This is a genomic window from Runella salmonicolor (genome assembly GCF_024158025.1).
In the GTDB taxonomy this organism is placed as follows: Bacteria; Bacteroidota; Bacteroidia; order Cytophagales; family Spirosomataceae; genus Runella; species Runella salmonicolor.
The window spans coordinates 102,291-126,832 of the sequence record NZ_JAMZEL010000017.1 but is presented as its reverse complement, the minus strand read 5'-3'; the positions used below and the strand labels follow the sequence as shown (position 1 = coordinate 126,832).

The 24,542-nt window shown below is 44.3% G+C and carries 23 protein-coding genes; 13 read left to right on the top strand and 10 right to left on the bottom strand.

The annotated features are described in order from the left end of the window. Positions 1-204: 204 nt before the first annotated feature. The 3 genes from NCI00_RS26740 to NCI00_RS26730 form a co-directional block, all read right to left on the bottom strand. The gene (locus NCI00_RS26740) at positions 205-1,605 is read right to left on the bottom strand and encodes an FGGY-family carbohydrate kinase (RefSeq protein ID WP_253532751.1); all 1,401 of its coding nucleotides are present in this window, start codon (positions 1,603-1,605) and stop codon (positions 205-207) included. 1 nt (position 1,606) lies between these two features. After that, entirely contained in the window at positions 1,607-2,881 is a 1,275-nt protein-coding gene (locus tag NCI00_RS26735) for a sugar isomerase (RefSeq protein WP_166556696.1), read from the bottom strand. Between the two features lie 111 nt (positions 2,882-2,992). After that, entirely contained in the window at positions 2,993-5,125 is a 2,133-nt protein-coding gene (locus NCI00_RS26730) for a bifunctional aldolase/short-chain dehydrogenase (protein ID WP_253532748.1), read from the bottom strand. 149 nt (positions 5,126-5,274) lie between these two features. Between NCI00_RS26730 and NCI00_RS26725 the strand changes: the two genes are divergently transcribed. Then, a complete protein-coding gene (locus tag NCI00_RS26725; RefSeq protein ID WP_253532746.1) occupies positions 5,275-6,243 on the top strand; it encodes an NAD(P)H-quinone oxidoreductase in 969 nt (322 codons plus the stop codon). Here NCI00_RS26725 and NCI00_RS26720 read toward each other — a convergent pair. Beyond that, positions 6,240-7,553 (bottom strand): serine hydrolase domain-containing protein, encoded by a 1,314-nt coding sequence (locus NCI00_RS26720; protein ID WP_253532745.1) that lies wholly within the window; start codon positions 7,551-7,553, stop codon positions 6,240-6,242. The two genes, NCI00_RS26725 and NCI00_RS26720, sit on opposite strands and share 4 nt — an antisense overlap. 38 nt (positions 7,554-7,591) lie before the next feature. Next, on the bottom strand, positions 7,592-8,866 hold the full coding sequence (locus NCI00_RS26715; RefSeq protein WP_253532743.1) for a glycosyltransferase family protein: 1,275 nt from the start codon (positions 8,864-8,866) through the stop codon (positions 7,592-7,594). 198 nt (positions 8,867-9,064) lie between these two features. Here NCI00_RS26715 and NCI00_RS26710 point away from each other — a divergent pair, with 198 nt between their 5' ends. Beyond that, positions 9,065-10,513 (top strand): TonB family protein, encoded by a 1,449-nt coding sequence (locus NCI00_RS26710; protein ID WP_253532741.1) that lies wholly within the window; start codon positions 9,065-9,067, stop codon positions 10,511-10,513. A gap of 15 nt (positions 10,514-10,528) precedes the next feature. Here the strand turns inward: NCI00_RS26710 and NCI00_RS26705 are convergent, their stop codons facing one another. Both NCI00_RS26705 and NCI00_RS26700 read right to left on the bottom strand, forming a co-directional pair. Further along, entirely contained in the window at positions 10,529-10,942 is a 414-nt protein-coding gene (locus tag NCI00_RS26705) for a hypothetical protein (RefSeq protein WP_253532739.1), read from the bottom strand. A gap of 124 nt (positions 10,943-11,066) precedes the next feature. After that, positions 11,067-12,500 (bottom strand): mandelate racemase/muconate lactonizing enzyme family protein, encoded by a 1,434-nt coding sequence (locus tag NCI00_RS26700; RefSeq protein WP_253532738.1) that lies wholly within the window; start codon positions 12,498-12,500, stop codon positions 11,067-11,069. 264 nt (positions 12,501-12,764) lie between these two features. Here NCI00_RS26700 and NCI00_RS26695 point away from each other — a divergent pair, with 264 nt between their 5' ends. Then, complete coding sequence (locus NCI00_RS26695) at positions 12,765-13,679, top strand: RraA family protein (protein WP_166556704.1); 915 nt, start codon at positions 12,765-12,767, stop codon at positions 13,677-13,679. Positions 13,680-13,750: 71 nt separating this feature from the next. Here NCI00_RS26695 and NCI00_RS26690 read toward each other — a convergent pair whose 3' ends face one another. Together NCI00_RS26690 and nadB are read right to left on the bottom strand one after the other, a co-directional pair. Beyond that, positions 13,751-15,010 carry a DUF5690 family protein gene (locus tag NCI00_RS26690; RefSeq protein WP_253532735.1) on the bottom strand — a complete coding sequence of 420 codons (1,260 nt, stop codon included), beginning with the start codon at positions 15,008-15,010 and terminating at the stop codon, positions 13,751-13,753. Positions 15,011-15,094: 84 nt separating this feature from the next. Next, positions 15,095-16,678 (bottom strand): L-aspartate oxidase, encoded by a 1,584-nt coding sequence (nadB, locus tag NCI00_RS26685; RefSeq protein ID WP_253532732.1) that lies wholly within the window; start codon positions 16,676-16,678, stop codon positions 15,095-15,097. 241 nt (positions 16,679-16,919) lie between these two features. Here nadB and rplM point away from each other — a divergent pair, with 241 nt between their 5' ends. From rplM to NCI00_RS26635, 10 genes are all read left to right on the top strand, one after another. Further along, positions 16,920-17,363: a 50S ribosomal protein L13 gene (rplM, locus tag NCI00_RS26680; protein ID WP_253532730.1), complete on the top strand. Its 444-nt coding sequence runs from the start codon at positions 16,920-16,922 to the stop codon at positions 17,361-17,363. A gap of 55 nt (positions 17,364-17,418) precedes the next feature. Continuing rightward, positions 17,419-17,805, top strand: coding sequence for a 30S ribosomal protein S9 (gene rpsI / locus NCI00_RS26675; RefSeq protein WP_114067714.1), 387 nt, complete (start codon positions 17,419-17,421; stop codon positions 17,803-17,805). 213 nt (positions 17,806-18,018) lie between these two features. Beyond that, positions 18,019-18,828 carry a 30S ribosomal protein S2 gene (rpsB, locus tag NCI00_RS26670; protein ID WP_166556707.1) on the top strand — a complete coding sequence of 270 codons (810 nt, stop codon included), beginning with the start codon at positions 18,019-18,021 and terminating at the stop codon, positions 18,826-18,828. A gap of 260 nt (positions 18,829-19,088) precedes the next feature. Next, on the top strand, positions 19,089-19,925 hold the full coding sequence (gene tsf / locus NCI00_RS26665; protein WP_253532727.1) for a translation elongation factor Ts: 837 nt from the start codon (positions 19,089-19,091) through the stop codon (positions 19,923-19,925). A 246-nt stretch (positions 19,926-20,171) separates the two neighbouring features. Then, a complete protein-coding gene (locus NCI00_RS26660) occupies positions 20,172-20,771 on the top strand; it encodes an RNA polymerase sigma factor (protein ID WP_253532724.1) in 600 nt (199 codons plus the stop codon). A gap of 23 nt (positions 20,772-20,794) precedes the next feature. Further along, on the top strand, positions 20,795-20,980 hold the full coding sequence (locus NCI00_RS26655) for a hypothetical protein (protein ID WP_253532721.1): 186 nt from the start codon (positions 20,795-20,797) through the stop codon (positions 20,978-20,980). Positions 20,981-20,991: 11 nt separating this feature from the next. Next, positions 20,992-21,825: a mechanosensitive ion channel family protein gene (locus NCI00_RS26650; RefSeq protein WP_253532718.1), complete on the top strand. Its 834-nt coding sequence runs from the start codon at positions 20,992-20,994 to the stop codon at positions 21,823-21,825. 26 nt (positions 21,826-21,851) lie between these two features. Continuing rightward, complete coding sequence (locus NCI00_RS26645) at positions 21,852-22,754, top strand: DUF3078 domain-containing protein (protein WP_253532716.1); 903 nt, start codon at positions 21,852-21,854, stop codon at positions 22,752-22,754. 60 nt (positions 22,755-22,814) lie between these two features. Next, entirely contained in the window at positions 22,815-23,153 is a 339-nt protein-coding gene (gene mscL / locus NCI00_RS26640; RefSeq protein WP_166556713.1) for a large conductance mechanosensitive channel protein MscL, read from the top strand. A gap of 257 nt (positions 23,154-23,410) precedes the next feature. Then, positions 23,411-23,806, top strand: coding sequence for a LytR/AlgR family response regulator transcription factor (locus NCI00_RS26635; RefSeq protein ID WP_253532713.1), 396 nt, complete (start codon positions 23,411-23,413; stop codon positions 23,804-23,806). A gap of 77 nt (positions 23,807-23,883) precedes the next feature. Here the strand turns inward: NCI00_RS26635 and NCI00_RS26630 are convergent, their stop codons facing one another. Then, a complete protein-coding gene (locus tag NCI00_RS26630) occupies positions 23,884-24,540 on the bottom strand; it encodes a porin family protein (RefSeq protein ID WP_253532711.1) in 657 nt (218 codons plus the stop codon). Positions 24,541-24,542: the final 2 nt, after the last annotated feature.

Here is a 24,542-nt window from a genome sequence, read left to right as displayed (position 1 = left end):
ATACGATAAAATCAGGTAAGAGGTACTCTAATAAAGGCAGAAAACTTTCCAAAACAGATAGGGTTGATTAAAACACAAACCTAAAAAAATCCAACGCTCTCCACAACTTTTGGTTTTGATCCGCTAGTTCACTGTCGTCAATCAAAAAAATCTCTCTGCAAAAGAGACTATAAGCTCTTACAGAGAGATTTTTGTTTTTAGTTGTTACTGCTGAATATAAGTTGAGCCGCTATTGTAAAATCGTAAATCAATGAGGTCAGGGGGGAGGGGTTGGGTGTTCCAATGACGATGAATACTCAGCGCCGCGCCCAACGACGTGGCTTGCGCTACCGACGCCGCAAATATCTCCATTTCGGGGAATGCGGCCGCGAGCAAATTCATGTAAATAGGGTTTTTACCAAATCCTCCGTCCACAAAAATGCGCTTCACGCTTGAGCCCGTCAGGACCAACCCTGTCGAGATAATCTGTTGATTGACAATGTCTAGTATCAGTTGGTGATACGCCTTTTCGTAGGAATCGTAGCCTGCTAAATCGCGCTGCCCAAAAAGCCCTTCGGTCATGGGGGGCTTAGAAAGACGCTCAAAATCAATACCATCGGTTTTTTTCTCGGCTTTCAATTCATTGATAATGCGCGCATCAAACGCAACGGTTTTGTAATAATTGGCTTCTTTTTGAAAATGTTGGGCCAACCGTTTGGTTTGTTGTTCATGTTCGTAGCCAGCAAACAACCGCGACGCTTTGACGGGCTTGCCGTTGTATTGCATATAACAAAGGCAATCGTATTGAAGCTCTTCGTCGGTTAGGGGCGTATGATTGAACGGATTAAGACTGATGCACCAAGTGCCCGTGGAAATCAAGACAAAAGGCTCATGAAAACTAACCAGATACGGAATCAGCGCCGACGAACTGTCGTGCAGGCCAATACCCACGAGTCGGTCGTGGCCGTTAATGGATTTGGTGACTACTTTATCGCCAGGCTCAATCGGGGCTAATTTTTCCAGAATGCCTTCTTGCGCTACCCAAGCGTGGTAGGTGTTTTGGTCAAAATCCCAGAGGTTGGTATGACAACCAATGCTCGTGATATCAGAAGCGAACAGGTTTGTTACCAATGAACTTACATACTGTGGCAAATGCAATGAATACTTGATTTTGGCAAACAGTTCAGGCTTTTCGTATTTCAGTCGATAAATTATCATCGCTGAATTGAGACTTCCCAAAATAGGTGAAGCCGTTTTGCGGGTGAATTCCTGCTCGCCGCCGTAGGCGCTGTAGAATTGCTTTTGGAGCGTTTCAGGGTAAGGTTTGAGGTAATTATATAAGGGTGCCACGGGTGCCCCCTTTTCGTCTACGTGGACCAAACTGGCTCCGTAGGTCGAAAAATTGATGGCTTTGACGTCGTATTCTTCTAACGCAAATACCTCTTGTAGCGAGTCGCTTACCCAAGAGGTGAGGAGTGCTACGTTCTCACACGGGTCGCCGTCTTCGTCGGTAGTTTCGGGAAATTGCCCCGATTTTTCGAGGACAATTTTATAGTTTTCGTCAAAAAGGAAAAGCTTTTTGTTGGTTTTGCCGATGTCTAATACGGCGCAAACGGGAATTTTCATATTACAAACCGGTCGCTACTGTTTTGAGCCCTCTTTCGGCGATGAGGTTCTCGCGTACTTTTTGGCTGCGGTACAATTCTAAAGGATTCAATGCCCCACCCGCCCGCAGACGAGCTTCGGCAACCAAGGCGCGAACGTCGGTTCTGAACGCGTTTTGCAGAATCTCTTGTGCCCGCACCACGTCGTTATTGTTTTGGGCTTCTTCGAGCGCTTTTCTATCTACCGATAGCGCTTGCGCATACGACATCATGATGCCTTCGACCGATTGCAGCAAATCTTCGAGGGGGTCTTTGACGTTGTGTGAGGCATCAATCATCCAACCCAAATCGGTGGCGTGGTTCATGCCGCGTGCGTCCATTCCTTCTACCAATTCGTTGAAAATCAGGAATAGCTGATACGGCTTTATGGAGCCAGCAGTTAAGTCGTCGTCGCCGTATTTGGAATCGTTGAAGTGGAAGCCGCCTAGTTTTCCTTCCATCAACAGCAACGCAACGATTTGTTCAATGTTGGCGTTAGGCAAATGGTGGCCCAAATCTACGAGTGTATAGGCTTTGTTGCCGAGCTTCTGAACGTACGAATACGATTGTCCCCAATCGCCGACGGTGGTTGAATAAAAATTGGGTTCGAAGGCTTTATATTCCAAAAACAGCTTCCAATTATCTGGCAAAGCCGCGTAAATTTCTTGCAAACTTTCGAGGGTATTTTGGTACGCTTTACGGAAATTCAATTGGCCCGGGAAGCACGAACCATCTGAAAGCCACACCGTCAAAGATTCTGACCCGAGCTCAATACCTTGTTTGATTACCTCGATGTTGTGCTCAATTGCCTGTTTGCGGATGGCTTTATTGACGTTTTGCAGCGAACCGAATTTGTAAGTAAGGGCTTGGTCAGGCTGATCTTGAAAGGTGTTGGAATTGACGGCATCAAATTTCAAACCGTGTTGCGCTGCCAAGGCTTTGATGGCTTTGGCATCTTGTGGAATATCCCACGGTATGTGCAGTGAAATGGCTCCGCTGGATTGATTTAAAGAATGCAGCAGACCCACATCTTCAATTTTTTCTTCCAATGTACGCGGTTCACCGCCGCCCGAAAAACGCCCGAAACGGGTGCCGCCCGTACCCAATGCCCACGAAGGAATGGCAATCTGAAAATCAACGACTTTCTGAATGATGGCTTCCGCGTTTTCGATTTCGGAAGTAATATAGCTCAAACGGCGCTCGTGGCCCTTGAGCAGGTCGTCGTTGTGCTGTTGTATCTTGTATTTTTCGAGTTGCATGGTAATGACCGATTTGAAGTTAGGAAATAAACGATTTAAAAAATCTAACGCCTGAAGTCAGACGTTAGATTCGAGTATTAAACTAACCTATGATGAAAAAACAATCTTTAATTAACGAACAAAAGCCATTGCTACACCGCCGTCTACGTTCAACACGTTACCGGTCGATTTACTGAGCAACCCTCCCACGAAGGCGAAGCAGGCATTGGCAATGTCGTCGGGCAAAATAGCCTCGTTCAACAATGTTCGTTTGGCATAATATGCGGGTAATTCTTCTACTGTAATGCCGTAGGCTTTGGCGCGGCCTTCGGCCCAGCCACCAGCCCAAATATTTGAATCGGCAATAACCGCGTCGGGATTGACGGTATTGACCCGAATCTTATCACCGCCTAATTCGGCGGCATTAAGTCGGCTTAAATGCAATTGAGCAGCTTTGGCCGAACCGTAACCTGCGTTGTTAGGTCCTGATACCAAGGCATTTTTACTCACAATATTGATGACATCTCCGCCAAAGCCCTGCTTGCGCATTACCGCAATACCCGCTTGGGTAACGAGGAATTGACCTTTGACCAAAATGTCATATAACTTATCCCAATCTTCAATCGTATGGGCTTCAATGGGTTTAGAGATACTGATTCCTGCGTTGTTGACAATGATATCCACACCGCCAAAGGCCAAGGCGGCAGCGTCCATTGCCGATAAAATGCTCTGGGCATCGGTCACGTTCAGAAGCGTGGTCGACACGGCATCTTTACCGAATTTCTTCACAAACTCTTCTTTGGCTCCCGCCAGACGCTCTTCATTAATATCGTTCAAGACCACTACCGCACCCTCTTCGGCAAAGCGACGAGCGATGGCCTTTCCGATACCTCCCGCACTTCCCGTAATCAACGCTACGCGTCCAGAAAGCGCCTTGGGCTTGGGCATACGTTGAAGTTTAGCTTCTTCCAACAGCCAATATTCAATGTTGAAAGCCTCCTGACGGGGCAATGAGGTGTATTCTGATACTGCCTCGGCGCCTTTCATCACATTGACGGCGTTGATGTAGTATTCAGAGGCCAAACGGGCCGTTGTTTTATCTTTTGAGAACGTAAACATTCCTACGCCGGGGTATAGAATAACCACCGGATTAGGGTCACGCATGGCGGGCGAGTTGGGATGCTTACAGGTTTCGTAGTAATCCGTATATAATTCGCGGTACGCGACAAAGCCCGGCAGAAGTTTTTCTTTCAACGCCGCCACGTCCGACAAATCTTCGTCAGGGGCCAAGGTTAATACCAGCGGGCTGATTTTGGTGCGAAGGAAGTGGTCAGGACAAGAAGTGCCCAAAGGCGCTAATTTGTCCAAATCATTGGAGTTGATAAATTCCAATACGCGTGCGTCGTCCGTAAAATGGCCAACCATGGTGCGGTATGACGAACAAAAACCGCGCAATACAGGGGCTAATTTAGCCGCTTGTTTTTGACGGTCTTCTGGCGACAGGCTTTCAATTTTCTGACCGCCAAATACAGGACGGGTTTTGCCGTAATTTGCTTCCAAATATTCAGCACACTTTTCGATGACTTCGAGCGTGTTGATGTAACTTTCATAAGAAGTATCACCCCACGTAAACAAGCCGTGTGAGCCGAGCATGATACCACGTAATTTGATGCCTTTGGCGGCGGCTTCTTCCAAACAGGTACGAAGTTGGAGGCCCAATTCAAAGCCTGGGCGTTGCCATTCTACCCAGCCCACTTCGCCGTTGAAGAGTTCGTTCGTAATTTTTTTGCCATCCTTGGCCGCTGCAATCGCAATCGCTGCGTCGGGGTGAAGGTGGTCAATATGGGCAAACGGTAAAAATCCGTGTAAAGGAGTATCAATAGAAGGCGCTTTTGACGCTAAATCGAAGATACAATGGTTGAACAACTCCACCATTTCATCTTCAAATTCTAAGCCGCGATAAACATTCTCCAAACTACGCAAACGATCCAGATACAATGCCGCACAACCCGATTTTTTGAGGGTACCAATATCCCCTCCTGAACCTTTAATCCACATTACTTCCGTATCTTTTGCGGTAAGTGGGTCCTTATCCGTAATTTTGACCGATGTGTTTCCTCCTCCGTAGTTTGTTAGGCGAAGGTCGGCACCAAGGATATTGGAGCGGTAGATAAAGAGAGCTACTTCATCGCCCGCCAACTCGGCGGCTTTGGCGTCATCCCAAAGGTAGCTTACATGCTTAAATTGAATGGTTGTCGCTGACATATTTATGTATTAGTAGTTTGGATCGTTCTAAGGATTGTTATAGTAAATACTTCAAAAGTAATAATACAAAGTTAATGGATGTTTATTTTTGGAGTGTCATGTACCTTCATGGATTGTATTGACAATTGTTTATCTAATTTTCGAATATAATGAAAGCAGTTATTGTTTCCCAAACGGGCGGGCCCGAAGTCCTGAATTTGCAAGAACGTGCCTTGCCCGTACCTGTGCTGCAAGACGTACTGATTCGGGTGTATGCGGCAGGGGTCAACCGGGCCGATTTGTTGATGCGTCAAGGGCGTTACGGGGTTTCGGGTCAGGCGCCTGTCGAGCCGTTGGGCTTAGAAATCGCGGGGGTAGTGGAGCAAATAGGCTCTTCGGTGAGCCGCTGGAAAGTAGGCGACCGGGTATGCGCGCTCATTCGCCACGGTGGTTACGCCGAATATGCCTTGGCCAATGCCCATCATTGTTTCCCCATTCCAGAAGGCCTTTCGTTTGAAGAAGCTGCCTGTTTGCCCGAGACAAGCATGACCGTATGGGACAATGTGTTTCGACGGATGCACTTGCAGCCAGGTGAGAATCTGCTCATACACGGTGGTACAAGCGGTATTGGGGTCACCGCTATTCAATTGGCAAAAGCCTTTGGGGCACAGGTATTTGCTACCGCAGGAACGGATGAAAAATGTCGATTTTGTGAAGAATTGGGGGCGGTAAAATGCGTAAATTACAAAACCCAAAATTTTGAAGACGTCTTTAAACCTTTCGGAATGGATGCTATTTTGGATTACATTGGCGGAGAGTACACCTCCAAAAATATACGTCTGTTGCGAACCGATGGTCGTCTGTGTTTTATTGCCAGCTTGGGCGGCGCGCAAACGCAGTTCAATATTTTGGAAGTGATGAGCAAACGCCTGACCATCACGGGAAGCATGCTTGCCCCCCGTGATGCCGAATTTAAGGCGGCTTTGGCGGCCGAAGTAGAAAAGTACGTTTGGCCCCTCATGGGCACGGGTCAATACAAACCGATTCTCTATAAAACATTTCCACTCAGCGAGGCGGCCGAAGCCCACCGATTGATGGAAAGCTCAGAGCACATCGGAAAAATCGTTCTTGTGCCTTAATCATCCAATGACTGATAAATCATCATTTCAAACTTACGGTCTATTTCGCCACCGTAGCTGGTAGGCCACATTTGTTTCATAATAACGGCGCAAATTTTTTCTTTAGGGTCGGCAAAATAGTTGGTACTGAATGCCCCGCCCCAACTGAAGGTGCCCACGCTGCCCAAACCTTTTGAGCGCCCTGCTTCGCTTACGACGCTGAACCCCAAACTGAAGTAGCTGCGTGGGTCGGGAAACAACGTTCCACTTTGGTTGGTGTTGGTAAAAAGCTCCACGGCTTTGCGGCTCAACAGCCGTTTGCCGTTGTACACGCCGCCATTCAGGAGCATTTGAAGAAAAATGGCATAGTCGTATGCTGTGCTTGATAGGCCACCGCCGCCTGAATAAAAGGCTTTGGCTCCCTCAATCGGGTAATTGGGGTTTGCCGATAACGAGTTGGTGGTGCCTTTGACCAACTTCTTGTCTTTATCTTCGGAATACAGCGGCACCAAACGGTCTTTTTTAGAATCAGGCAGATAAAAGTAAGTATCTTTCATGCCCAGTGGGGCAAAAATCCGTTGCTGAAAAAACTGGTCAAGGGTCATTCCGGACGCAATTTCCACCAAATACCCTAGTACATCAACGCTTAGGCCGTAGGTCCATTTTTCGCCGGGCTGATGATTGAGCGGAAGTTTGGCTAGTTTTCGGATGTTATCCCCGATTTTGAGATTTTCGGTGGTAAAGGCATCCACAATTCCTGCTTTGGTATAAATGGCCCGAAGACGCTCATCGCTGGAAATGACATTGTAATTGATTCCCGACATGTGTGTCAGCAAATGCCGCACCGAAATCTCCCGCTTAGCGGGCAGGGTCGTAAAGCTGCTGTCTTTCGGGTTGAATTGGTCGAGCACAACTGGCTTAGCAAACTCTGGAATGTATTTGCTGATGGGATCATCGAGCATGATTTTGCCTTCTTCGTGGAGCATCATCACGGCCAACGATGTAATGGCTTTGGTCATGGAAGCAATTCGGTAAATGGCATCTTTGGCCAACGGTTTATTGCTTTCAAGGTCTGCTTTTCCGAAGGCTTTGTAGTACACAATTTTACCATTACGAACCACAATGGCCGCCACGCCCGGAAAAGCGCCTTTGTCGATATACGACTGAATCATGCCGTCCAGCCGATTGAGCCGCTCTGAGTACATCCCCACCGACTCGGGCGTAGCCGCCGATAGGAGGGGAGGGGCTTGTCGGGTACCCGTTTGAGAAAAAAGTGGTAATGCTGACAGCAGCATCAAGGTCACGGCACGGCAAAAATGATTCAAGGGCATATCGTTAAGGGTTTGAAAATGACCAAAGTTAAGAGAAACTATGGTGCTAACAAATCCTCCGAGAATTGTTGAAATGACTTGATTTGATATTGTGCTTGTACTTGTTTATTGAGTAGACGATACGTGGGGTTGTTCAATTCTTTTAAAATTTCTGTCAAATGACGTTCGGACCGAACGGCATTCTGGGGCGCAAGGTCAATCAAGTGGCGGTCGTTTTGGTATTGGTGAATAAAACTGTACAAACTCAGACCGTCTTTGTTTTTGTAGCCATAATCTAAGATGAACGAAGGCGTATCTGTGAAACATGCTTCCAAGCCCATGGTGGTGCCTAAATGAAAAAAGGCCTCCGCGTGGGCAATCTTCTCAAATTTTTCCAAAATATGTCCATCTTTTACCGACAAATCAACCGTCCGAAAACCATCGTCCATGATTACATTGGGTAGATTACGGAGGGCTTGATACACTTCCCAATTGCCCTGTACTGGATAAGGGCGAACCACTAATGTGAGCTCAGGGCGGGTTTTTGCTAACACCTGTGCCACTGAAATGGCCACACTGACTTCTTCTTTGACCAAATCATCAATGCCGATGGCGCAGCCGAAGTATATATATCGAAAGGGGTAAGTTCGGGGTAGTTGTGCTTGCCGTTGTTGATACTCATGGATGTAAGCAAATTGGCTTGCGCCAACTACTTTTACGTGGGCTGGTGGAACATGTTGTAGATGAACAATGTCTTCTTTGATGCGCTCATTCCAGCAGATATAATGCGCGCGTTCAGAAAAACAAATGTGCTTGCAGGCGTGGTCCCAACTGTATACATATACTTTTACGGGATACTTTTCGTGGAGAAGGCGGGCCAATAGGAAATCGTCGGCAATGGCCGTAAAGCACACAAATTGGTCGATTTCGCTTAAGTCAGTACCTTTCTGATAGTTCAGACCTTTTAGGTAAGTATCGTATGAAATGAACTTGGGCAGTCGCCGGACCCATTGGATGATTTTATAATTTTTTTTTCGAACTGCTGGGTCGGTGGCATGAGAGGCTTTGAACAGCTCCATCAGGAAAAAATTATGACGACTTTTGGGAATACGTTTGAAGAGTACGAACAATTTCATCCAAACGTTATTCCAAAAACTGTTTTTGCGCTCGTTGATGACCCTGAATTCCAGTCCTTCGGGCAGATGCCGCAGAATTTCGTTGCGATTTTCGGGGCGGCCAAAAATGATTACTTCGTGTTGTTTAGCAACTTCGGCCATTACACGCCGCACGTCGTTGCGGAAATCAAAGAAAGAAACGACAAACCCAATTTTCATATTTAGTGGTACAGACGGCCCGTCTGTCGTAAGTAAGCAGCGACAAAATTGCTAAAATCATCCCATCTACCCAAACATGGCATGTGGGGAATGACGTAACGGATAATTTGCCAAAAAACCTTGGACAATCCGTTACTTTTTGTTTAAATGCAGGTCTTTTGATTTTTACACAATACAACCTCAACTACTTACAGCGCCATGAAATTTACTTTGATTCTATGGGTATCCACCCTGCTCTCGCTTACTGCTTACAGCCAGACCGTTTATCCCGAACGTGACGTAGACAAAGCGGCTCAACCCCAAGGCGGGTTTGCGTATTTGCAGCAATTCGTCAAGGATAATTTGCAGATACCTTTTCAGGCACGGCTTAAATCAGTACAGGGGCGGGTATTTATGAGTGGTATTGTAGAAACCGACGGCAGCGTCTCTGGCCTGAAAATCATCAAAGGCATCCATCCACTTTGTGATGCCGAAGCGCTGAGGGTTGTAGGGCTTTATCGGGCGTGGGAACCTGCCCTTAAAGACACAAAGCCCGTTCGTCAGGATTTCAATTTTTTCGTTGTTTTCCCCGATATGCCCGTCACCAATTATGACAGCACCAGCCAACGACTGGTGGATTATTTTAACGAAAAATTCCAGTTTACGCAAGACCCCACCGAGTACCATTTTCGGAGATACATTCCCGTTGATAAAAACGGCCTTGTAAGGGATGATGTGGTTTTTGAAGAGTTGAAGAAAAAAGAATGGAAGCCTTTTTTGTCGGTGCCGTTTAAGAGAGATTCATTGATGTACAAGATTGTCAATGAAACAATGATCGATTCGATTCCAGCTTATCGGTTGACAGTCAGGGATAAAGATTGGAATTCGTACGTGCCCGAAACGATTGTTCAGAAAAATGGACAACTGTTGTCAACCAAAGAAAAACAGGGCAATAAGGTCGTTTCCTCTGCTGAATATTACGCCAACGGTGCCTTGCAGGAACGGCAGATAGTAGACGGGAAAAACGAAAAGATACAGATGTGGTATGATAACGGCCAACTGAAAGAAGTTCGGTTACAGGAGTTGCCCGACCCGACAAAGCCGGCGGGAATCACTGTCATTGATTTGTGGTCTCGGGAAGGTAACGTCTGGGTTAAAGGTGGGAATGGTTGGGGTGTTTATAGAACTAAGGTTCAAAAAGACCAATGGATCATCGAACAGGGCGCTTTTGAGAATGGCAAAAAAGCAGGGAAGTGGCTTGCCAAGCGTCCCGACAGCACGCTCTATTATGAAGAAACCTACGATAAAGGCAAATTGGTACAGGGACGCCTGTTGTTGGACGGTACAGAACATACCTACACCGAAGTACAGGAACTTCCGCAGTTTTCGGGCGGGCTTTCGGCTTTGGCAATGTTTTTAGGGAGAAATATCAACTACCCCAAAGCGGCGGCCCGAAAAAATATTTCAGGAAAAGTCTTCATCTCTTTTGTGGTATGCGAAGACGGCTCCCTGTGCGACTACGAAGTACTCAAAGGAATCGGCGGCGGTTGCGACGAAGAGGCCCTGCGGGTGGTCAAAGGAATGAGCGGTAAGTGGTTTCCTGGCACGGAGCGCGGTCAAAAAGTGAGAGTAAAGTATAATTTGCCCGTCAGTTTTGTTCTTGAATGATAGCAAAGAAACTCTTTACATTTTCACAAAACGGTTGCGACCGCTTCCCTCGCAGTAACTGACAATCAGCTTATCACCCTGTAAATCCATATTCCACGTATCACAAGCTAAACAACTCACCAATGCACATTGGGGATTGGTGGGAAGACTTTCCTTGGGCACAATGGTAAATGTTTTTCCGTTTACACTGAGGTATTTTGGGGCGCAGCAGGCAGGTAAGCCATTTTGGTCAAGGATGACGCCGTCGTAGCGTATTTCAAATTGATACTGGCCGCTTTGGGTCACATCCTCCCATTCGTTTTTGCCCGCTGGTTGAACCGCGCTTAATCGCCACTTACCTGCCAGAGGCTGTAATTCTTCTGGCGAAAGGGCCTTTTCACGGCACCCTACCATACCCACTAAAAACACCAACAACAGGAGATTTTTCATTGCGTAATTCTTTTTTCTATTGGACGAAAATCAAGCCTAAATGGTTGGAAACAAAAAAGCGCCAGACGGTTTTGAACCGCCCGACGCCTACATCACAGGTACTTATTGATAGGTTAAAAATGAACTAGCTCCAATCCCGGTCCCACGAATCTTTGGTGTTCCATTCGTCGGTCGGGGCAAACCATTTCTGGTCTTTCATCAAGAAGCGTTTTGCTCCTTCTTCGTTTAGCTCCACGCCCAAGCCTGGTTTGTTGGGTACGGGGGCAAATCCATTGACCACGAGTGGCTTACTGCCCGTTACAATGTCTTCCCAGCCGGGTACATCTACGCCGTGGTGCTCAAGTGCTACGAAGTTTTCGGTAGCAGCGGCACAATGAACATTGGCCATGAACGAAATCGGACTACCTGCAAAGTGCATTGCCATCGGAATGCCGTGCTCTTCGGCATAATCGCCAATTTTCTTGGTCTCCAAAATACCCCCAGAAGAGGCCAAATCGGGGTGAATCATGTCAACGGCTTTGGCGTTGATGAGTTTAATAAATTCTTCTTTTAAGTAAATGTCTTCTCCCGTCAGTGTGGGCGTGTCGATAGCGTCCGAAATTTGCTTCCATTGGTCGGTATAAAACCAAGGCACAAGGTCTTCGAGCCAAGCCAATTGGTATTTTTCAACGGCTTTGCCAAGACGAATAGCCGTGTTAACGTCAAAGTGTCCAAAGTGATCGGCTGAAACGGGGATTTCGTACCCCACTCCTTCACGAATTTTGCTTACATACTCGGCAATATAATCCAACCCCTTATCGGTAATTTGAATACGCGTAAAAGGGTGTTTGGTAGCGCCATAGTTACCCACGGTTTTGGTTTTATTGTCGCGTTGGTTGAGTTTCCAAACATTTGCCCCCGTCAGCATTCCAGGTTTATCTGCCAACAGACCAATACCAAAATCCATTTTAAGGAAGGTATAGCCTTTATCCAAACGGGTTTCTTTTAGTTTTTTAGCAAAGTTGGTAGGGTCTGTAATTTCGGGCGTATCGGCATACATCCGGATTTCATCGCGGTATTTTCCACCCAACATTTGATAAACAGGTACGTTGTAGGCTTTGCCGGCCAAATCCCAGAGCGCCATTTCTACGCCGCAAACGCCACCAGCGGCCCGACCGTGTCCGCCAAATTGCTTGATTTCTTTAAAAATCTTCTCAACGTTGCAGGGGTTTTGGCCCAGCAAACGACTTTTGAGCATGAGCGCATAGTTGGGACTTGCCCCATCGCGTACTTCCCCCCAACCTATTAACCCCTGATTGGTATCAATTCTGATGATGGGGCTTTTGAACGGAACTCCCTGCAAATGCGCGATGCGTACATCCGTAATTTTAAGATCGGCAGGTTTAGAATCACGCTTTACTTTTTGCGTAATGTATTCCATTTCTTGCTCATGTTTACCATCCAGCATTAACCCTAACGACAACCCGCCCAACATACCTTTTTTTAGAAAATCGCGGCGCTTGTTTTCGGATTGGGCGTGGTTATCAGGGAGTTTGAATCGGTCTAATAGTTTTTTCATTGGGGTTTAGAATTAAAAATGTGAAAAGAAATAATGAAACCGGGGATAACGAATTTGGGCTCCGAACTACTGCTTCTCTGGCGGTCAACAGTACGGAAACACAAGATTAGGTCAATTTTTTCTGAAAATATTTCAAAATTCACCGTTGGAAAAAGATAGAAGTGTAAATGAGGTAATTGTAGGATTTTTGTAAGCCCCCTATCCCCCAGAGGGGGAGTAAACCAAACTTAACATCCTCCTCGGGGGAGGTGGACTATTTTGATTATGAAAAAGCTAATTATACTTTTCTCACTACTCGCTACTCACTACGCACTACTGGCCCAAATCCAAGCTCCCAAAGAGCTTATCCAATTTTACACCCAAGAATGGAAAGGTGAACGCTTTCCCGATGGCCGTCCGAAAGTGCCCGATGAGATTGTGAAACGCCTAGCCAATGTATCTATCGAAGAAGCTTGGGGGATTATGCGCGGCGATGGGTATAACAACCAATTTGAAGGAGGCTTTCAGATTATTCACCCCGAAAAACCACTCGTCGGGCGCGTGCTTACGGCCCAATACATGCCCTCTCGCCCCGACATGGAAAAGCCAATTAAAGAAAAAGGTAAAGCTGAGGGGCGAAAAGGCGCTTCTAATTCTTGGCCGATTGATGCCCTACAGATCAATGACGTATACGTAGCCGATGGTTTCGGAAAAATCGTGGACGGAACGCTCATCGGTGATAACCTCGGCAATTCTATTTACGCCAAATCTAAAACAGGCGTGGTATTTGACGGCAGCGTACGCGATTTGGAGGGCTTGAGCGCCATTGATGGCTTTGTGGGTTTTACGCGTGGCTACGACCCGTCGGCCATCAAAGACATGACCATGACCTGTATCAACTGCCCCATCCGTATCGGTCGGGCGTCGGTATTGCCGGGAGATTTAGTCTTGGGAAAACCTGAAGGCGTGATTTTTATTCCAGCGCATTTGGCCGAAAAAGTAGTGAACAGAGCAGAGTTTATTGCCCTTCAAGATGAATTTGGCCACAAAATGCTCCGTGAAAATAAATTTACGCCAGGCGAAATAGACATGAAATGGTCAGAGCCTATCAAAGCCGCTTTCCGCGAGCACCTCAAAACCCGTTCTGGAAAAGTGTACCTAACGGCGGAGCAGATTGAAGCGTTTTTGGCGAAGGAGTAATCAGTGACGAAATAAGAGATGATTGCCTTGCGTCCTAATACTGCAACTTTACAGTATTAGGACGCAAGTTTTTAGCTGACAACTTCAGGTTGCATGGTTTTGTACTTTCGCTTAAAATACCCAAACGAAACCACCACCAACACCACATACACCACTGCCAAAATGTAGGCTCCGTAAATAAAGAAATCCAGAAAACTGATGTTGGGTTGGCCGAAGTTTTTGTAGAGCAATACGCCCACGGTTCCCAAATAACCCCACCAATCGGCTAGGGTCACCACAAAACTTACCGTGCTTACGTACTTGAACGAAGCCACAAAACGCTCAAAATAAAGGCCGTTACAAGGCACATACGCTAAATACAACCCCACGCCCGTCAGCGTAAACCACACGCCCGGTGACAGCATTCCCTGCTGAAACAGCCACGTGCTGACACCTACCGTAATTCCTCCGGCAATCAACAGCAGATTGATGAGATAAAACGCCTTCCAATTGTCTTTTACCCAACGCAGCGTAGCCATCAGCAGCAAAATAAAGACCGATACAAAGGTTTCGGTTTGGGTAAAAATCAAGGGATTATCTACCCCAGCGAGTTTTAATATTTCAGGAGCAAAATTGTCTCTGAAGTCACGGAAGGCCGTTAGGAAAACGTAGGAAACAATCAGGGTAATCAGGCCCACCGAAAAGGTTTTGATAAAGCGGCTGCGGTCGGCGGCATTCATGGGGGCACGCTCGGTGCGCTCGGCGCGGTCTTCGGCCGTAGGGGCGGGTAATTTTGCCAATGCCCAAACCGCCAATACCAACGGAACGGCAAACAGCAAACCCGTCGTAAACGGCATCCAAAATTCGGATACGCCCGAATTTAACAGCGTTTTGCCGATGGTTTTGACAAATCCTGAAGCAAAAATAAACGACGCAGTAAGCCCAGCCACCAGCGCATCCGTTTGGCGACGGCCCTCCAAAAAGCCTAACACTGTGCCATACACCATGCCCAACGGAAGCCCATTTAAAAATAGAAAAGGAATATTATAAGGGGCTGGAACGAGTGCAAAACCTAACAAAGCTAATTCTGCAAACCCCACAAAAGATAGCAAATAAATGGCGCGTTGGGCAGGTTTCATTTCTGAAACTACCTTAATACCAATAAGTTTGGAAAAAGCATAGCCCAGTACTTGCAGCGTAATCAACCAGATTTTATAATTGATACCCCAAAAAACCAACCCGTCAAACGTGGCGGCCGTAATCCCCCTTCGAAAAGCGTACATACAGGCATAGGCACAAAAAGCAGCAGTAGACCCCCATACCATGAGGCGAAATTCAGAAGGTTTTTTCATAAAAGGGTTTAGTAAAACTAAAAAAAGGGTGTTTGTTGATAAACACCCAAAAATATTAAATTCTACGTTTCGAGAATGTTATTTTTATTTCTTCACGTGGTCTAAATTAAAGTGAAGTCCCACGTTCTCGCGGCGAGCCATGGCCATTTTCAAGACCAAATACGATACGTTAATCATGTTACGGAGTTCCATAATCGGCACCGAAACCTTTGATTGCCAGTACAATTCTTCGTGTTCTTTAAATATAAGCTCTACGCGGTCGTGGGCGCGTTTTAAACGACGGTTGGTGCGCACAATTCCGACATAATTTGACATGATTGCTTCCAATTCTTTGGTCATTTCGGTAACCAAAATGGCTTCTTCGGGATGCGTAGTCCCTTCGTCGTTCCACTCAGGGATGTTGTCAGGGATGTAGGCGTCGGCTAAATTCTCGATTGTTTTCTCGAAAGCCCGATGTGCAAAAACCACGGCTTCGAGGAGCGAGTTTGAAGCCAAACGATTGGCACCGTGCAGGCCCGTGCAGGCGCACTCTCCCGTTGCGTACAAGTAAAAAATATTCGTCTGTCCAAATTCATTCACCTTGATACCGCCGCACATATAATGTTGCGCGGGCACTACCGGAATGTAATCTTTGCGTATATCAATGCCCAGATTGTCTTTGCAGTAGGCGGTAATATTGGGAAAATGCTCAATAAATTTTTCGTAATCGCAGTGCGTAACGTCGATATAAACGTGCTCATCACCGTATTTTTTCATTTCGGAGTCAATAGAGCGCGCTACAATGTCTCGGGGGGCAAGCGAAAGGCGCGGGTCATAATGCTCCATGAATGTTTCGCCTTTTTTGTTGCGTAAAATCCCCCCAAAACCTCTCACGGCTTCTGAAATCAGGAAGTTGGGCTTTTTGCCAGGCTGATAAAGCGCCGTGGGGTGGAATTGAATAAACTCCATGTTGTCGCAGACGCCTTTGGCGCGGTAAGCCATGGCAATGCCATCGCCAGTAGCGATGCGCGGATTGGTCGTATTTTGATAAATATTGCCGATTCCCCCCGTGGCCAGCATGGTTGTTTTGGCCAAAAATTTCTCTACTTTTCCCGTTTTTGTGTTCAAAACATAGGCTCCAAAACATTTAATATCGTCGCGGTGCCGGTAGACAGTTTCTCCTAGATGGTGTTGGGTAATTAAATCTACGGCAAAATAATGCGTAAAAATCTGAATCGACGAATGGCTCTTGACTTCGCTCAGAAGCGCCCGTTCTATTTCGGCCCCCGTGGCATCTTTGAAGTGCAGAATACGGTGGTCGGAGTGGCCGCCTTCTTTGGCCAAATCATACTCGCCGTCGGCTTCTTTGTCAAAGCGCGTACCGTAAGAAATTAGCTCCATAATGCGCTCAGGCGCTTCTTTAACCACAATCTCTACAATATTTCTTTTGCTGATTCCGCCACCCGCCACCATCGTATCTTCGATGTGTTTTTCGAACGAATCTTCCTCGGCCCACACGGCGGCAATTCCCCCCTGAGCGTATTTGGTGTTGGTTTCGTCGGCTTGTACTTTGGTGATAACCGCAATGGAGACCTTCTCTTTTTGCGCATCAAAATGCCGCGCCAATTTGGCGGCGTAGCTCAAGCCCGCGATGCCAGAGCCAATCACTAAAAAATCAAATTGAGGCATATACAACAATAATTTTCAATGTACGAATTGCGATTTATGATTTTCAGGCCCGAAAATCCCCTTGAAAAGGGGGGAGCCTCTGCCACTGCAAGAATAAAGAATAAATCACTAATAATTTAATTTTCAGAATCATTTTGTGATTCAAAAATCAAACCGCTATATTTGCAGTCCGATTTTCGCCTCAAAATGCCCGTTTATATAGTTAATTAATTGATTTTCAACGAAAAAAGTAATAACTAAAGTGGATACACTCAGTTACAAAACCGTATCGGCTAACTCCGCAACCGTCCAAAAGGACTGGATCGTGGTAGATGCTAACGGCGAAATCTTGGGACGTTTGGCCAGCCAAATTGCCAAAATTTTGCGTGGAAAGCACAAGCCTTATTTTACCCCGCACGTAGATTGCGGAGACAACGTGATTGTTATCAACGCCGACAAAGTTCGTTTGACAGGCAAGAAGATGACAGACAAAGAATACGTTCGTCACACAGGACATCCGGGTGGACAGCGTTTCGCTACTCCTCGTGAGATTATGGAAAAACACCCGCACCGCGTCGTTGAGATGGCCGTGAAAGGAATGCTTCCAAAGAACCGTCTGGGACGTCGTATATTTACGAATTTGTACGTATACGCAGGTGGAGAACATCCGCATTCGGCTCAGCAACCTAAAGAGATCACCTTTTAAAAAACGAGTTCATTAAAAGTTAAACCATTAACTTTTAAGTACTAAAAATAAAAAAATGGAAGTTACTAACACAGTAGGTAGAAGAAAAACTTCAGTGGCTCGTGTCTATGTATCAGCCGGGCAAGGCAACATCAAGGTCAATGGCCGTGAGTTTGCTGAGTATTTCCCTGTTGAGACGCTTCAAATCATTTTGAAGCAACCGTTGACCACCGTTAACGTAGCAACCAACTACGACATTAAAGTAAATGTTCGAGGAGGTGGTATCAGAGGACAAGCAGAAGCCACTCGTATGGCGATTGCTCGTGCTTTGTGCGAAATCAACGGCGAGTTCCGTCCAGCATTGAAAAAAGAAGGGTTCTTGACTCGTGACGCGCGTATGGTTGAACGTAAAAAATACGGTCGCGCCAAAGCCCGTCGTCGGTTCCAGTTCTCTAAACGTTAATATTTTCATTGAACAGTTACCATTAAGTACTAACCATTTGAACAGTAAGTCAAGGAAAGCGCTCCCAAGCTCAATCCAAGGTTATTTAATGATAAATGTTAATTGTTCAATGAAAAGTCCAGGCCGCGCTTATCGTGTCCGATGTGTGGTGCTGCACACTTTTAAAATCCTTCGTTGGTAAGGATTATTTCTAACATTTATCAAATCAAAAAAATGGCACAATTAGAGTACAAAGACCTGTTGGATGCAGGCGTACATTTTGGTCACTTGACCCGTAAGTGGGATCCGCGTATGTCTCCGTATATTTTCATGGAGAAAAACGGGATTCACATCATCGACCTTAACAAAACGATTGCTTCATTGGATGAAGCTTGTCACTATGTCAAAAGCGTAGTACGTTCAGGTCGTAAAGTGATGTTTGTTGCTACCAAAAAGCAAGCCCAAGAAATCGTATCGGAAGAAGCGCGTCGTTTGAAGATGCCGTTTGTGACGGAGCGCTGGTTGGGTGGTATGTTGACCAACTTCGCCACTATTCGTAAGTCATTGAAAAAAATGCAGACGTTGGACAAAATGCTTAGCGACGAGTCCACTGCCAGCAATATCGCAAAACGTGAGCGCCTTATCAAAGGTCGTGAGAAAGATAAATTGGAGCGTTTGTTGGGTGGTGTAGCTGACTTGACTCGTTTGCCTGCTGCTTTGTTTGTTGTTGACGTAAAACGCGAACACATCGCAGTTGCGGAAGCAAAACGTTTGAACATTCCTGTCATTGCCATGTGTGATACGAACTCTAACCCTAACGAGGTAGACTTCGTAATTCCCGCCAATGATGATGCATACAAATCAATTTCGTTGATTACACTAGCGATCGGAAAAGCAATTGAGGAAGGCTTACTTGAGCGCAAGCAAGAGCGTGATGATGCTCGCTTGGCAGAGGAAGAAGATGCAAAACGTGCAGTAGATGAAACTGCAGCAGATGTTGTAGAAGCGCCAAAAGCCGCTATTGAGGCAGACACCGAAGAATAAACAACTTCGATATAATATAGACCCGCTTCGGCGGCGGTCCCGCGACAGCGGCCGTGCCTCAGCCGTCTAATCGGATAGCCCGTAGCCTTCTATAAGCTATGGGCTATTCCGTTTAACGATTTCATAAAGTAGAACTTAATTGATTTTAACGACTTTTGTCTTCAGAATTCTTCTACTCAAGAAAATCCCTTTTCAGAATCGTAGAATCAATTAAAATTCCAAAACTAAAACTAATTAAATCTCAAAACTTAATTCATAAAATGGCTATCACAGCAGCAGATGTTAATAAGCTTCGCCAAATGACTGGTGCAGGTATGATGGATTGTAAAAAAGCCCTTACCGAAGCAGACGGTGATTTTGAGCAAGCAGTTGATATTCTTCGTAAACAAGGTCAGAAAGTCGCCGCTAAACGTGCCGACAACGTAGTTTCAGAAGGTCTTGTTCTTGTACACGTTAGTCCAGATGGTACTAATGGTAAAATTGTAGGTTTGGCGTGTGAAACTGAGCCAGTTTCGAAAGTAGAAAGTTTCCAAAATCTGGCTACCAACATTATGAGCCAAGCAGTAGCTGGCAACGCTCCCGACAAAGAAGCATTGCTTGCCACTCCTCAGGCTGACGGCCGTACGCTCGCTGAGCATATTACAGAACTTATCGGTAAAATCGGTGAGAAATTAGAGCTTATCGCTTACGAAAACGTAACGGGAGATGTTGTTAGCTCGTACGTACACTCAAACAATAAGCGCGGTGTACTGGTTGCTTTCACTGGCGTAAACGGTGCAGATCTATCAGAAGTAGGTCGTGACATTGCAATGCAAGTTGCAGCCATGAAGCCAATTGCAGTTGATAAAGGTGACGTAGATGCTGCTACGATTGAGCGTGAAATTGAAGTGGGTAAAGAGCTTGCCCGTAATGAAGGAAAAGCAGAAGCAATGCTTGAAAAAATTGCTTTGGGTCGCTTGAATAAATTTTACAAAGAGAGCACATTGTTGAATCAAGAATTTATTAAAGATGGTTCTTTAACCATTTCTCAATTACTTGATAAAACACAAAAAGGCTTAACAGTTAAGACCTTTAAGCACATTGCAATCGGTGCATAATTAAATAACATATTAAATGAAAACCCCGAAAATCATTTTCGGGGTTTTTTTTGCCTTTTTTATGACAATTATCATATATCACGAACGAATTTATAAATAAATTAATATAAAAGTTTTATTTTTAGCCAATAAAGAGCATAGTTTGTTTTGCTTGTAAGCTACCTGTGAAATTTTTAGCTGAATTATTTCTTTTTTTCGTTACTTAACCTATTTTTTTTCGTCATAATGAACGTACACTCGATTGGAATGAAGAACTATACTGACGAGCAGTTAGTGCGTTTATACGTTGATACCCAGCGTAATCCTTTTTTTGAAGAAATATATGACCGTTATGCTGATAAAGTGTACCGAAAATGCCTTTCCTTCGTCAAAGACCAAGCAAAAGCCGAAGATTTTACGCATGATATTTTCTTGAAGCTTATCGTTCGTTTAGGTTCATTTAAAGAAAATTCAAAATTTTCAACATGGTTATTCTCAATTACTTACAACTATTGTATGGATCAATTGAGAACAGCTAAGAAAATGGCAGAAGATGAATTAACGGAGGGTATTGATGTAATTGATGACTCAGATGATATCCAAGAAATAGAAATGGATGCTAAAAGACTTCGGGAAGTACTTGATGGAATCGCTCCCGAAGAACGTACGATTCTGCTGATGAAATATCAAGATGACTTTAGTATTAAAGATATAGCGGATACTTTTGGCCTCACTGAAAGCGCCGTTAAAATGAGGCTTAAGCGGACACGAGAGAAACTACGTAAAAAATATGCAGAAAGTTTGCTCTTTTCTATACTGTTACTAAGTAAGATACTTATTTTACTTAAATGGTGGGCAAAACATTAAACCTTTGAGGTCTGCATAAAAATATGAATAATCCTTTTTTTGATATTGACCCAGACGATAGCGTACCTGAATCACTGAAAAAAGCATTGGTTTCTGAAATTGATACACTTCGGAATACTTTTGAAATTGTTACATTGTTTGTTAGCCATTTTTTCAGTGCAGCTGAGGTAATGATTAACCCTGATAAGCCAAATGAGGAATCAAAATAAAATGATTACTGATGAAAGAATTACCTAATTTAAAAGAGATATTAATTAGTACTTTAACAAAGTTAATTAACCAATTTGTTGAATTTGTACCAAGATTTATTTTTGCTTTTTTTATCCTATTTATTGGATATGTGGTGGCCAAGATATTGGCTATCCTTACTAAAAAAGTATTAGAAAAAGTGGGGTTTGATAAGATTGGAGATAAGCTCAATGAAATAAGTATTGTAAAACAATTACAAACAGAAATAAAACTAAGCCAAATTGTTTCTAAGGTACTTTATTATTTTATCATGCTCGGCTTTGTGACCGATGCTACCAAGACTTTGGGTATCGGAGCTATTACAAGTTTGGTGGAAAAATTAGTCAATTTTGTCCCTCAACTAATTGTAGCAGCCATCATGCTTCAAATAGGAGTGTTGGTAGCAGAGGCTATTAAAAATGCTGTTGTTTCTATATGTAAGTCGTTTAATGTGCCTTCAGCTAAATTAATTGGTAATGTAATTTTTGCTTTTTTTTTAGTGATTACCCTTATCAGCGCTTTGGGGCAGGCAGGCATCAATACGGAGTTGCTCGAATCGAGTTTTAACTTAATGATTGGCGGAATTATTTTAGCATTTGCCGTAGGGTATGGATTTGCTTCTAGGGATGTTTTAGCAAATATTCTCTCTTCATTTTACACAAAAAGTCGTTACAAAGAGGGCCAAGTTATCAAAGTAGATGAAACAAAAGGAATCATTACAAGTCTTGATAATACAACCCTAACCCTTCAAACGGGTGAAACAAAAACTGTATTTCCCCTTCAGACTTTGCAAGCTAAAAAAGTTGAAATATTTGAAAATGAATAATTATTTTATCAAGCCAAATTATTCTGATGATGAATAAATATTACTATTGCATTCTTACGTTTTGGGTTTCGTGTTTTTTTTCTTTAGCCTCATTGGCTCAAGAAGCTCCCAAAGATACTAGCTATTGGAAAAAAGCGTCAAAGTTTGGTCTCAATCTTAGCCAAGGAACTTTTAATGACGGGTGGCAAGGAGGAGGGCTTAATAATATCGCGCTGGGTGTGTACCTTAACTCAAAAGGAGAATATACCCGCGACCGCAATAATTGGGTTAATGATTTTCAATTTCAGCTGGGAGCAATCAAAAATAAAGGTGATGCTTTTCGTAAAAGCGTAGACCGGCTGTTTTTTGATTCTAAATACGGGCGTAAATTAGGTGAAGTTTCGAAGTGGTATTTCTTTACAAATCTTAACTTCCTTACCCAAATTGCCAACGGACGGGACTTTGGGAATGAGCGAATGCCGTTTATTTCTGCTTTTTTTACCCCCGCTTATTTAACGGAAGCCATTGGTATAGAATGGAAACCCAATAAGTTTTTTAGTATGCAATTTTCTCCTGGGGCGGTTCGGCAGACTATTTTGGGAAATAAAAATCTATATAAAGCCATTGACCTTTTAGCCCCCGAATATAAGTTTTCTAATTACGGTGTTGAGCGGGGAAAATCAGTTCGTAATGAAGTGGCAATCATGCAGCTAGTAATGAATTTTGACAAGGATATTGTCAAAGACGTAAATTTTAAGTGGAGGTATCAGGCGTTTGCGGGGGCAAAAGACTTAAGAGCAATTGATAACCGTTTGGATGCGCAGTTGACCGCAAAATTTGCTAAATATTTCAATGTAAACTTGGGATTAATTGCAATTTATGACCAGGACCAAGTAGCACAAATGCAGCTGGCACAATCAATCAATTTTGGGTTTTTATACAGTTGGTAGTTATATTTAGTTGTATTATATCTATTTTAGGTCTTTCTTAAACCTCAAAACTGTATTGTTATGCTTAAAGAATTTAAAACATTTATTGCACAAGGCAATGTTCTTGACCTGGCGGTTGGAGTACTTATTGGTGCTGCTTTTGGGAAAGTAGTTACAGCCTTTATGGATGATATTATTAATCCAGTATTAGGCATCGCCATTGGTGGGGTTGATTTTTCAGCACTCAAAATAGTTCTGAAAGCGGCTGATCCCGCCACAGAAGCGGCCGAAGTAGCCATTCGCTACGGAGGATTTTTAAACGTAGTCATTCAGTTCCTAATAACGATGTGGGTGATTTTTCTGATTGTCAAAGCGGCTAATAAAGCTAAATTATCTAATTCTCAGGCACCCAAAGAATAGTATTATAATTATTTATATTCACAAAAAGCCCCTTACATACCATTGTGTAAGGGGCTTTTTGCTATACGTATTTCTACGTGTTTTATCAAGTGGTAGTACTGATTTAGTTCATTTGTCTTGTCTATAAGTTGTTGTCTGTTAGGGTTTTATGTCTTTGTGCGTATTTCTACGTGTTTTTGTGACGGTTTTTTTTGTAGTAAGTTTGTTTTGTCAATTCGACGTCCCTACAACTCCTTAATCATAAAATCAACACGATCATGAATACTCAACCTTTATTCAACAGTTATCTTTCTACTAAGACGGTTAGCTCTCCGGCGATACACAGCATTATTATTCCTAACGGAAACCATCAGGTAGTAATTCAAACCGATCAATTGATGTGCATGGAAGGATGCGGTAATTATACATTTTTATATACTAATGATGGCAAAAGATACTTAGTTTCGAAAACACTTAAAAGCTATGCGGCGATTTTGGATGATCAGATGTTTTTAAGGGTACACAAATCGTGGATAATCAATCTGAAGTATTTGCAGGAATTTTGTGAGTATGAGCGTTCACTAAAATTACGCGGAGGAAGAGAAATAGCCATCTCACGTCGTCGTATCCGTGAAGTTTGTGAAGTGCTTACGCCAATTGTCAAGTGCGCTTAGTCAAAAATATTATATTTTAGTGGGTTAATTGGTCATACAGCCGCTCCGACATCGGAGCGGCTTGTTTATTTTAGGCGCTAAAACAACACAAAACCAGCCGTTAATTGCCAAAGAGAGACTTTGCTGTTAAACTGTGCGTTGTTTTGCAGGTTTAGTTGTGAAATATTAGATAAACCACTTTCGTAGCGAAGGTCAATGTTGAAAGAGCGGATGTCCAACCCCACACCTGCCTGAAAACCGAAAGTAGCCTGCTCAATGGTCTTGTTAACATTTTGACTCGTATATACTTTGAGGGCATCGCCAAGCTGACTTCCCTGTGCGATGTTAAGTGATGCCATCGGGCCCGCATTAAACCGCAGAGGGCCGAGTTTAAGCCCGATTAAAACAGGAATATCAATCTGACTGAACTTGACATCTACATTGACAGGCGTAGTGCTGCCGTCCTTGAATATTTCGAATGTGCCCCCTTTGGAGGACAAAAGAACTTCGGGCTGAATAAATAATTTCCGTCCGATGCGCGCATAGGCACCCACTACGTAGCCTGTTCTGTTGGTAGAATTGGTTTTGAAAAAATCAAGGGTTGATGCGCCCGGACGTTTTATACTAAGGTCTTGGGTCTCTAGCCGAGAAAAATTTGCACCACCCCTGACACCGATAAAAATCAATTTGCGATTAAACTGGGCCGTTGCCTGAAATGCCACCAAAAAAGCCAGCGCAAAAAATATTTTTTTCATGG

Coding starts and splice junctions, on each gene's coding strand:
- NCI00_RS26740 (WP_253532751.1), bottom strand. CDS start 1,605: ATGAAAATTCCCGTTTGCGCCGTATTAGACATCGGCAAAACCAACAAA.
- NCI00_RS26735 (WP_166556696.1), bottom strand. CDS start 2,881: ATGCAACTCGAAAAATACAAGATACAACAGCACAACGACGACCTGCTC.
- NCI00_RS26730 (WP_253532748.1), bottom strand. CDS start 5,125: ATGTCAGCGACAACCATTCAATTTAAGCATGTAAGCTACCTTTGGGAT.
- NCI00_RS26725 (WP_253532746.1), top strand. CDS start 5,275: ATGAAAGCAGTTATTGTTTCCCAAACGGGCGGGCCCGAAGTCCTGAAT.
- NCI00_RS26720 (WP_253532745.1), bottom strand. CDS start 7,553: ATGCCCTTGAATCATTTTTGCCGTGCCGTGACCTTGATGCTGCTGTCA.
- NCI00_RS26715 (WP_253532743.1), bottom strand. CDS start 8,866: ATGAAAATTGGGTTTGTCGTTTCTTTCTTTGATTTCCGCAACGACGTG.
- NCI00_RS26710 (WP_253532741.1), top strand. CDS start 9,065: ATGAAATTTACTTTGATTCTATGGGTATCCACCCTGCTCTCGCTTACT.
- NCI00_RS26705 (WP_253532739.1), bottom strand. CDS start 10,942: ATGAAAAATCTCCTGTTGTTGGTGTTTTTAGTGGGTATGGTAGGGTGC.
- NCI00_RS26700 (WP_253532738.1), bottom strand. CDS start 12,500: ATGAAAAAACTATTAGACCGATTCAAACTCCCTGATAACCACGCCCAA.
- NCI00_RS26695 (WP_166556704.1), top strand. CDS start 12,765: ATGAAAAAGCTAATTATACTTTTCTCACTACTCGCTACTCACTACGCA.
- NCI00_RS26690 (WP_253532735.1), bottom strand. CDS start 15,010: ATGAAAAAACCTTCTGAATTTCGCCTCATGGTATGGGGGTCTACTGCT.
- nadB (WP_253532732.1), bottom strand. CDS start 16,678: ATGCCTCAATTTGATTTTTTAGTGATTGGCTCTGGCATCGCGGGCTTG.
- rpsI (WP_114067714.1), top strand. CDS start 17,419: ATGGAAGTTACTAACACAGTAGGTAGAAGAAAAACTTCAGTGGCTCGT.
- rpsB (WP_166556707.1), top strand. CDS start 18,019: ATGGCACAATTAGAGTACAAAGACCTGTTGGATGCAGGCGTACATTTT.
- tsf (WP_253532727.1), top strand. CDS start 19,089: ATGGCTATCACAGCAGCAGATGTTAATAAGCTTCGCCAAATGACTGGT.
- NCI00_RS26660 (WP_253532724.1), top strand. CDS start 20,172: ATGAAGAACTATACTGACGAGCAGTTAGTGCGTTTATACGTTGATACC.
- NCI00_RS26655 (WP_253532721.1), top strand. CDS start 20,795: ATGAATAATCCTTTTTTTGATATTGACCCAGACGATAGCGTACCTGAA.
- NCI00_RS26650 (WP_253532718.1), top strand. CDS start 20,992: ATGAAAGAATTACCTAATTTAAAAGAGATATTAATTAGTACTTTAACA.
- NCI00_RS26645 (WP_253532716.1), top strand. CDS start 21,852: ATGATGAATAAATATTACTATTGCATTCTTACGTTTTGGGTTTCGTGT.
- mscL (WP_166556713.1), top strand. CDS start 22,815: ATGCTTAAAGAATTTAAAACATTTATTGCACAAGGCAATGTTCTTGAC.
- NCI00_RS26635 (WP_253532713.1), top strand. CDS start 23,411: ATGAATACTCAACCTTTATTCAACAGTTATCTTTCTACTAAGACGGTT.
- NCI00_RS26630 (WP_253532711.1), bottom strand. CDS start 24,540: ATGAAAAAAATATTTTTTGCGCTGGCTTTTTTGGTGGCATTTCAGGCA.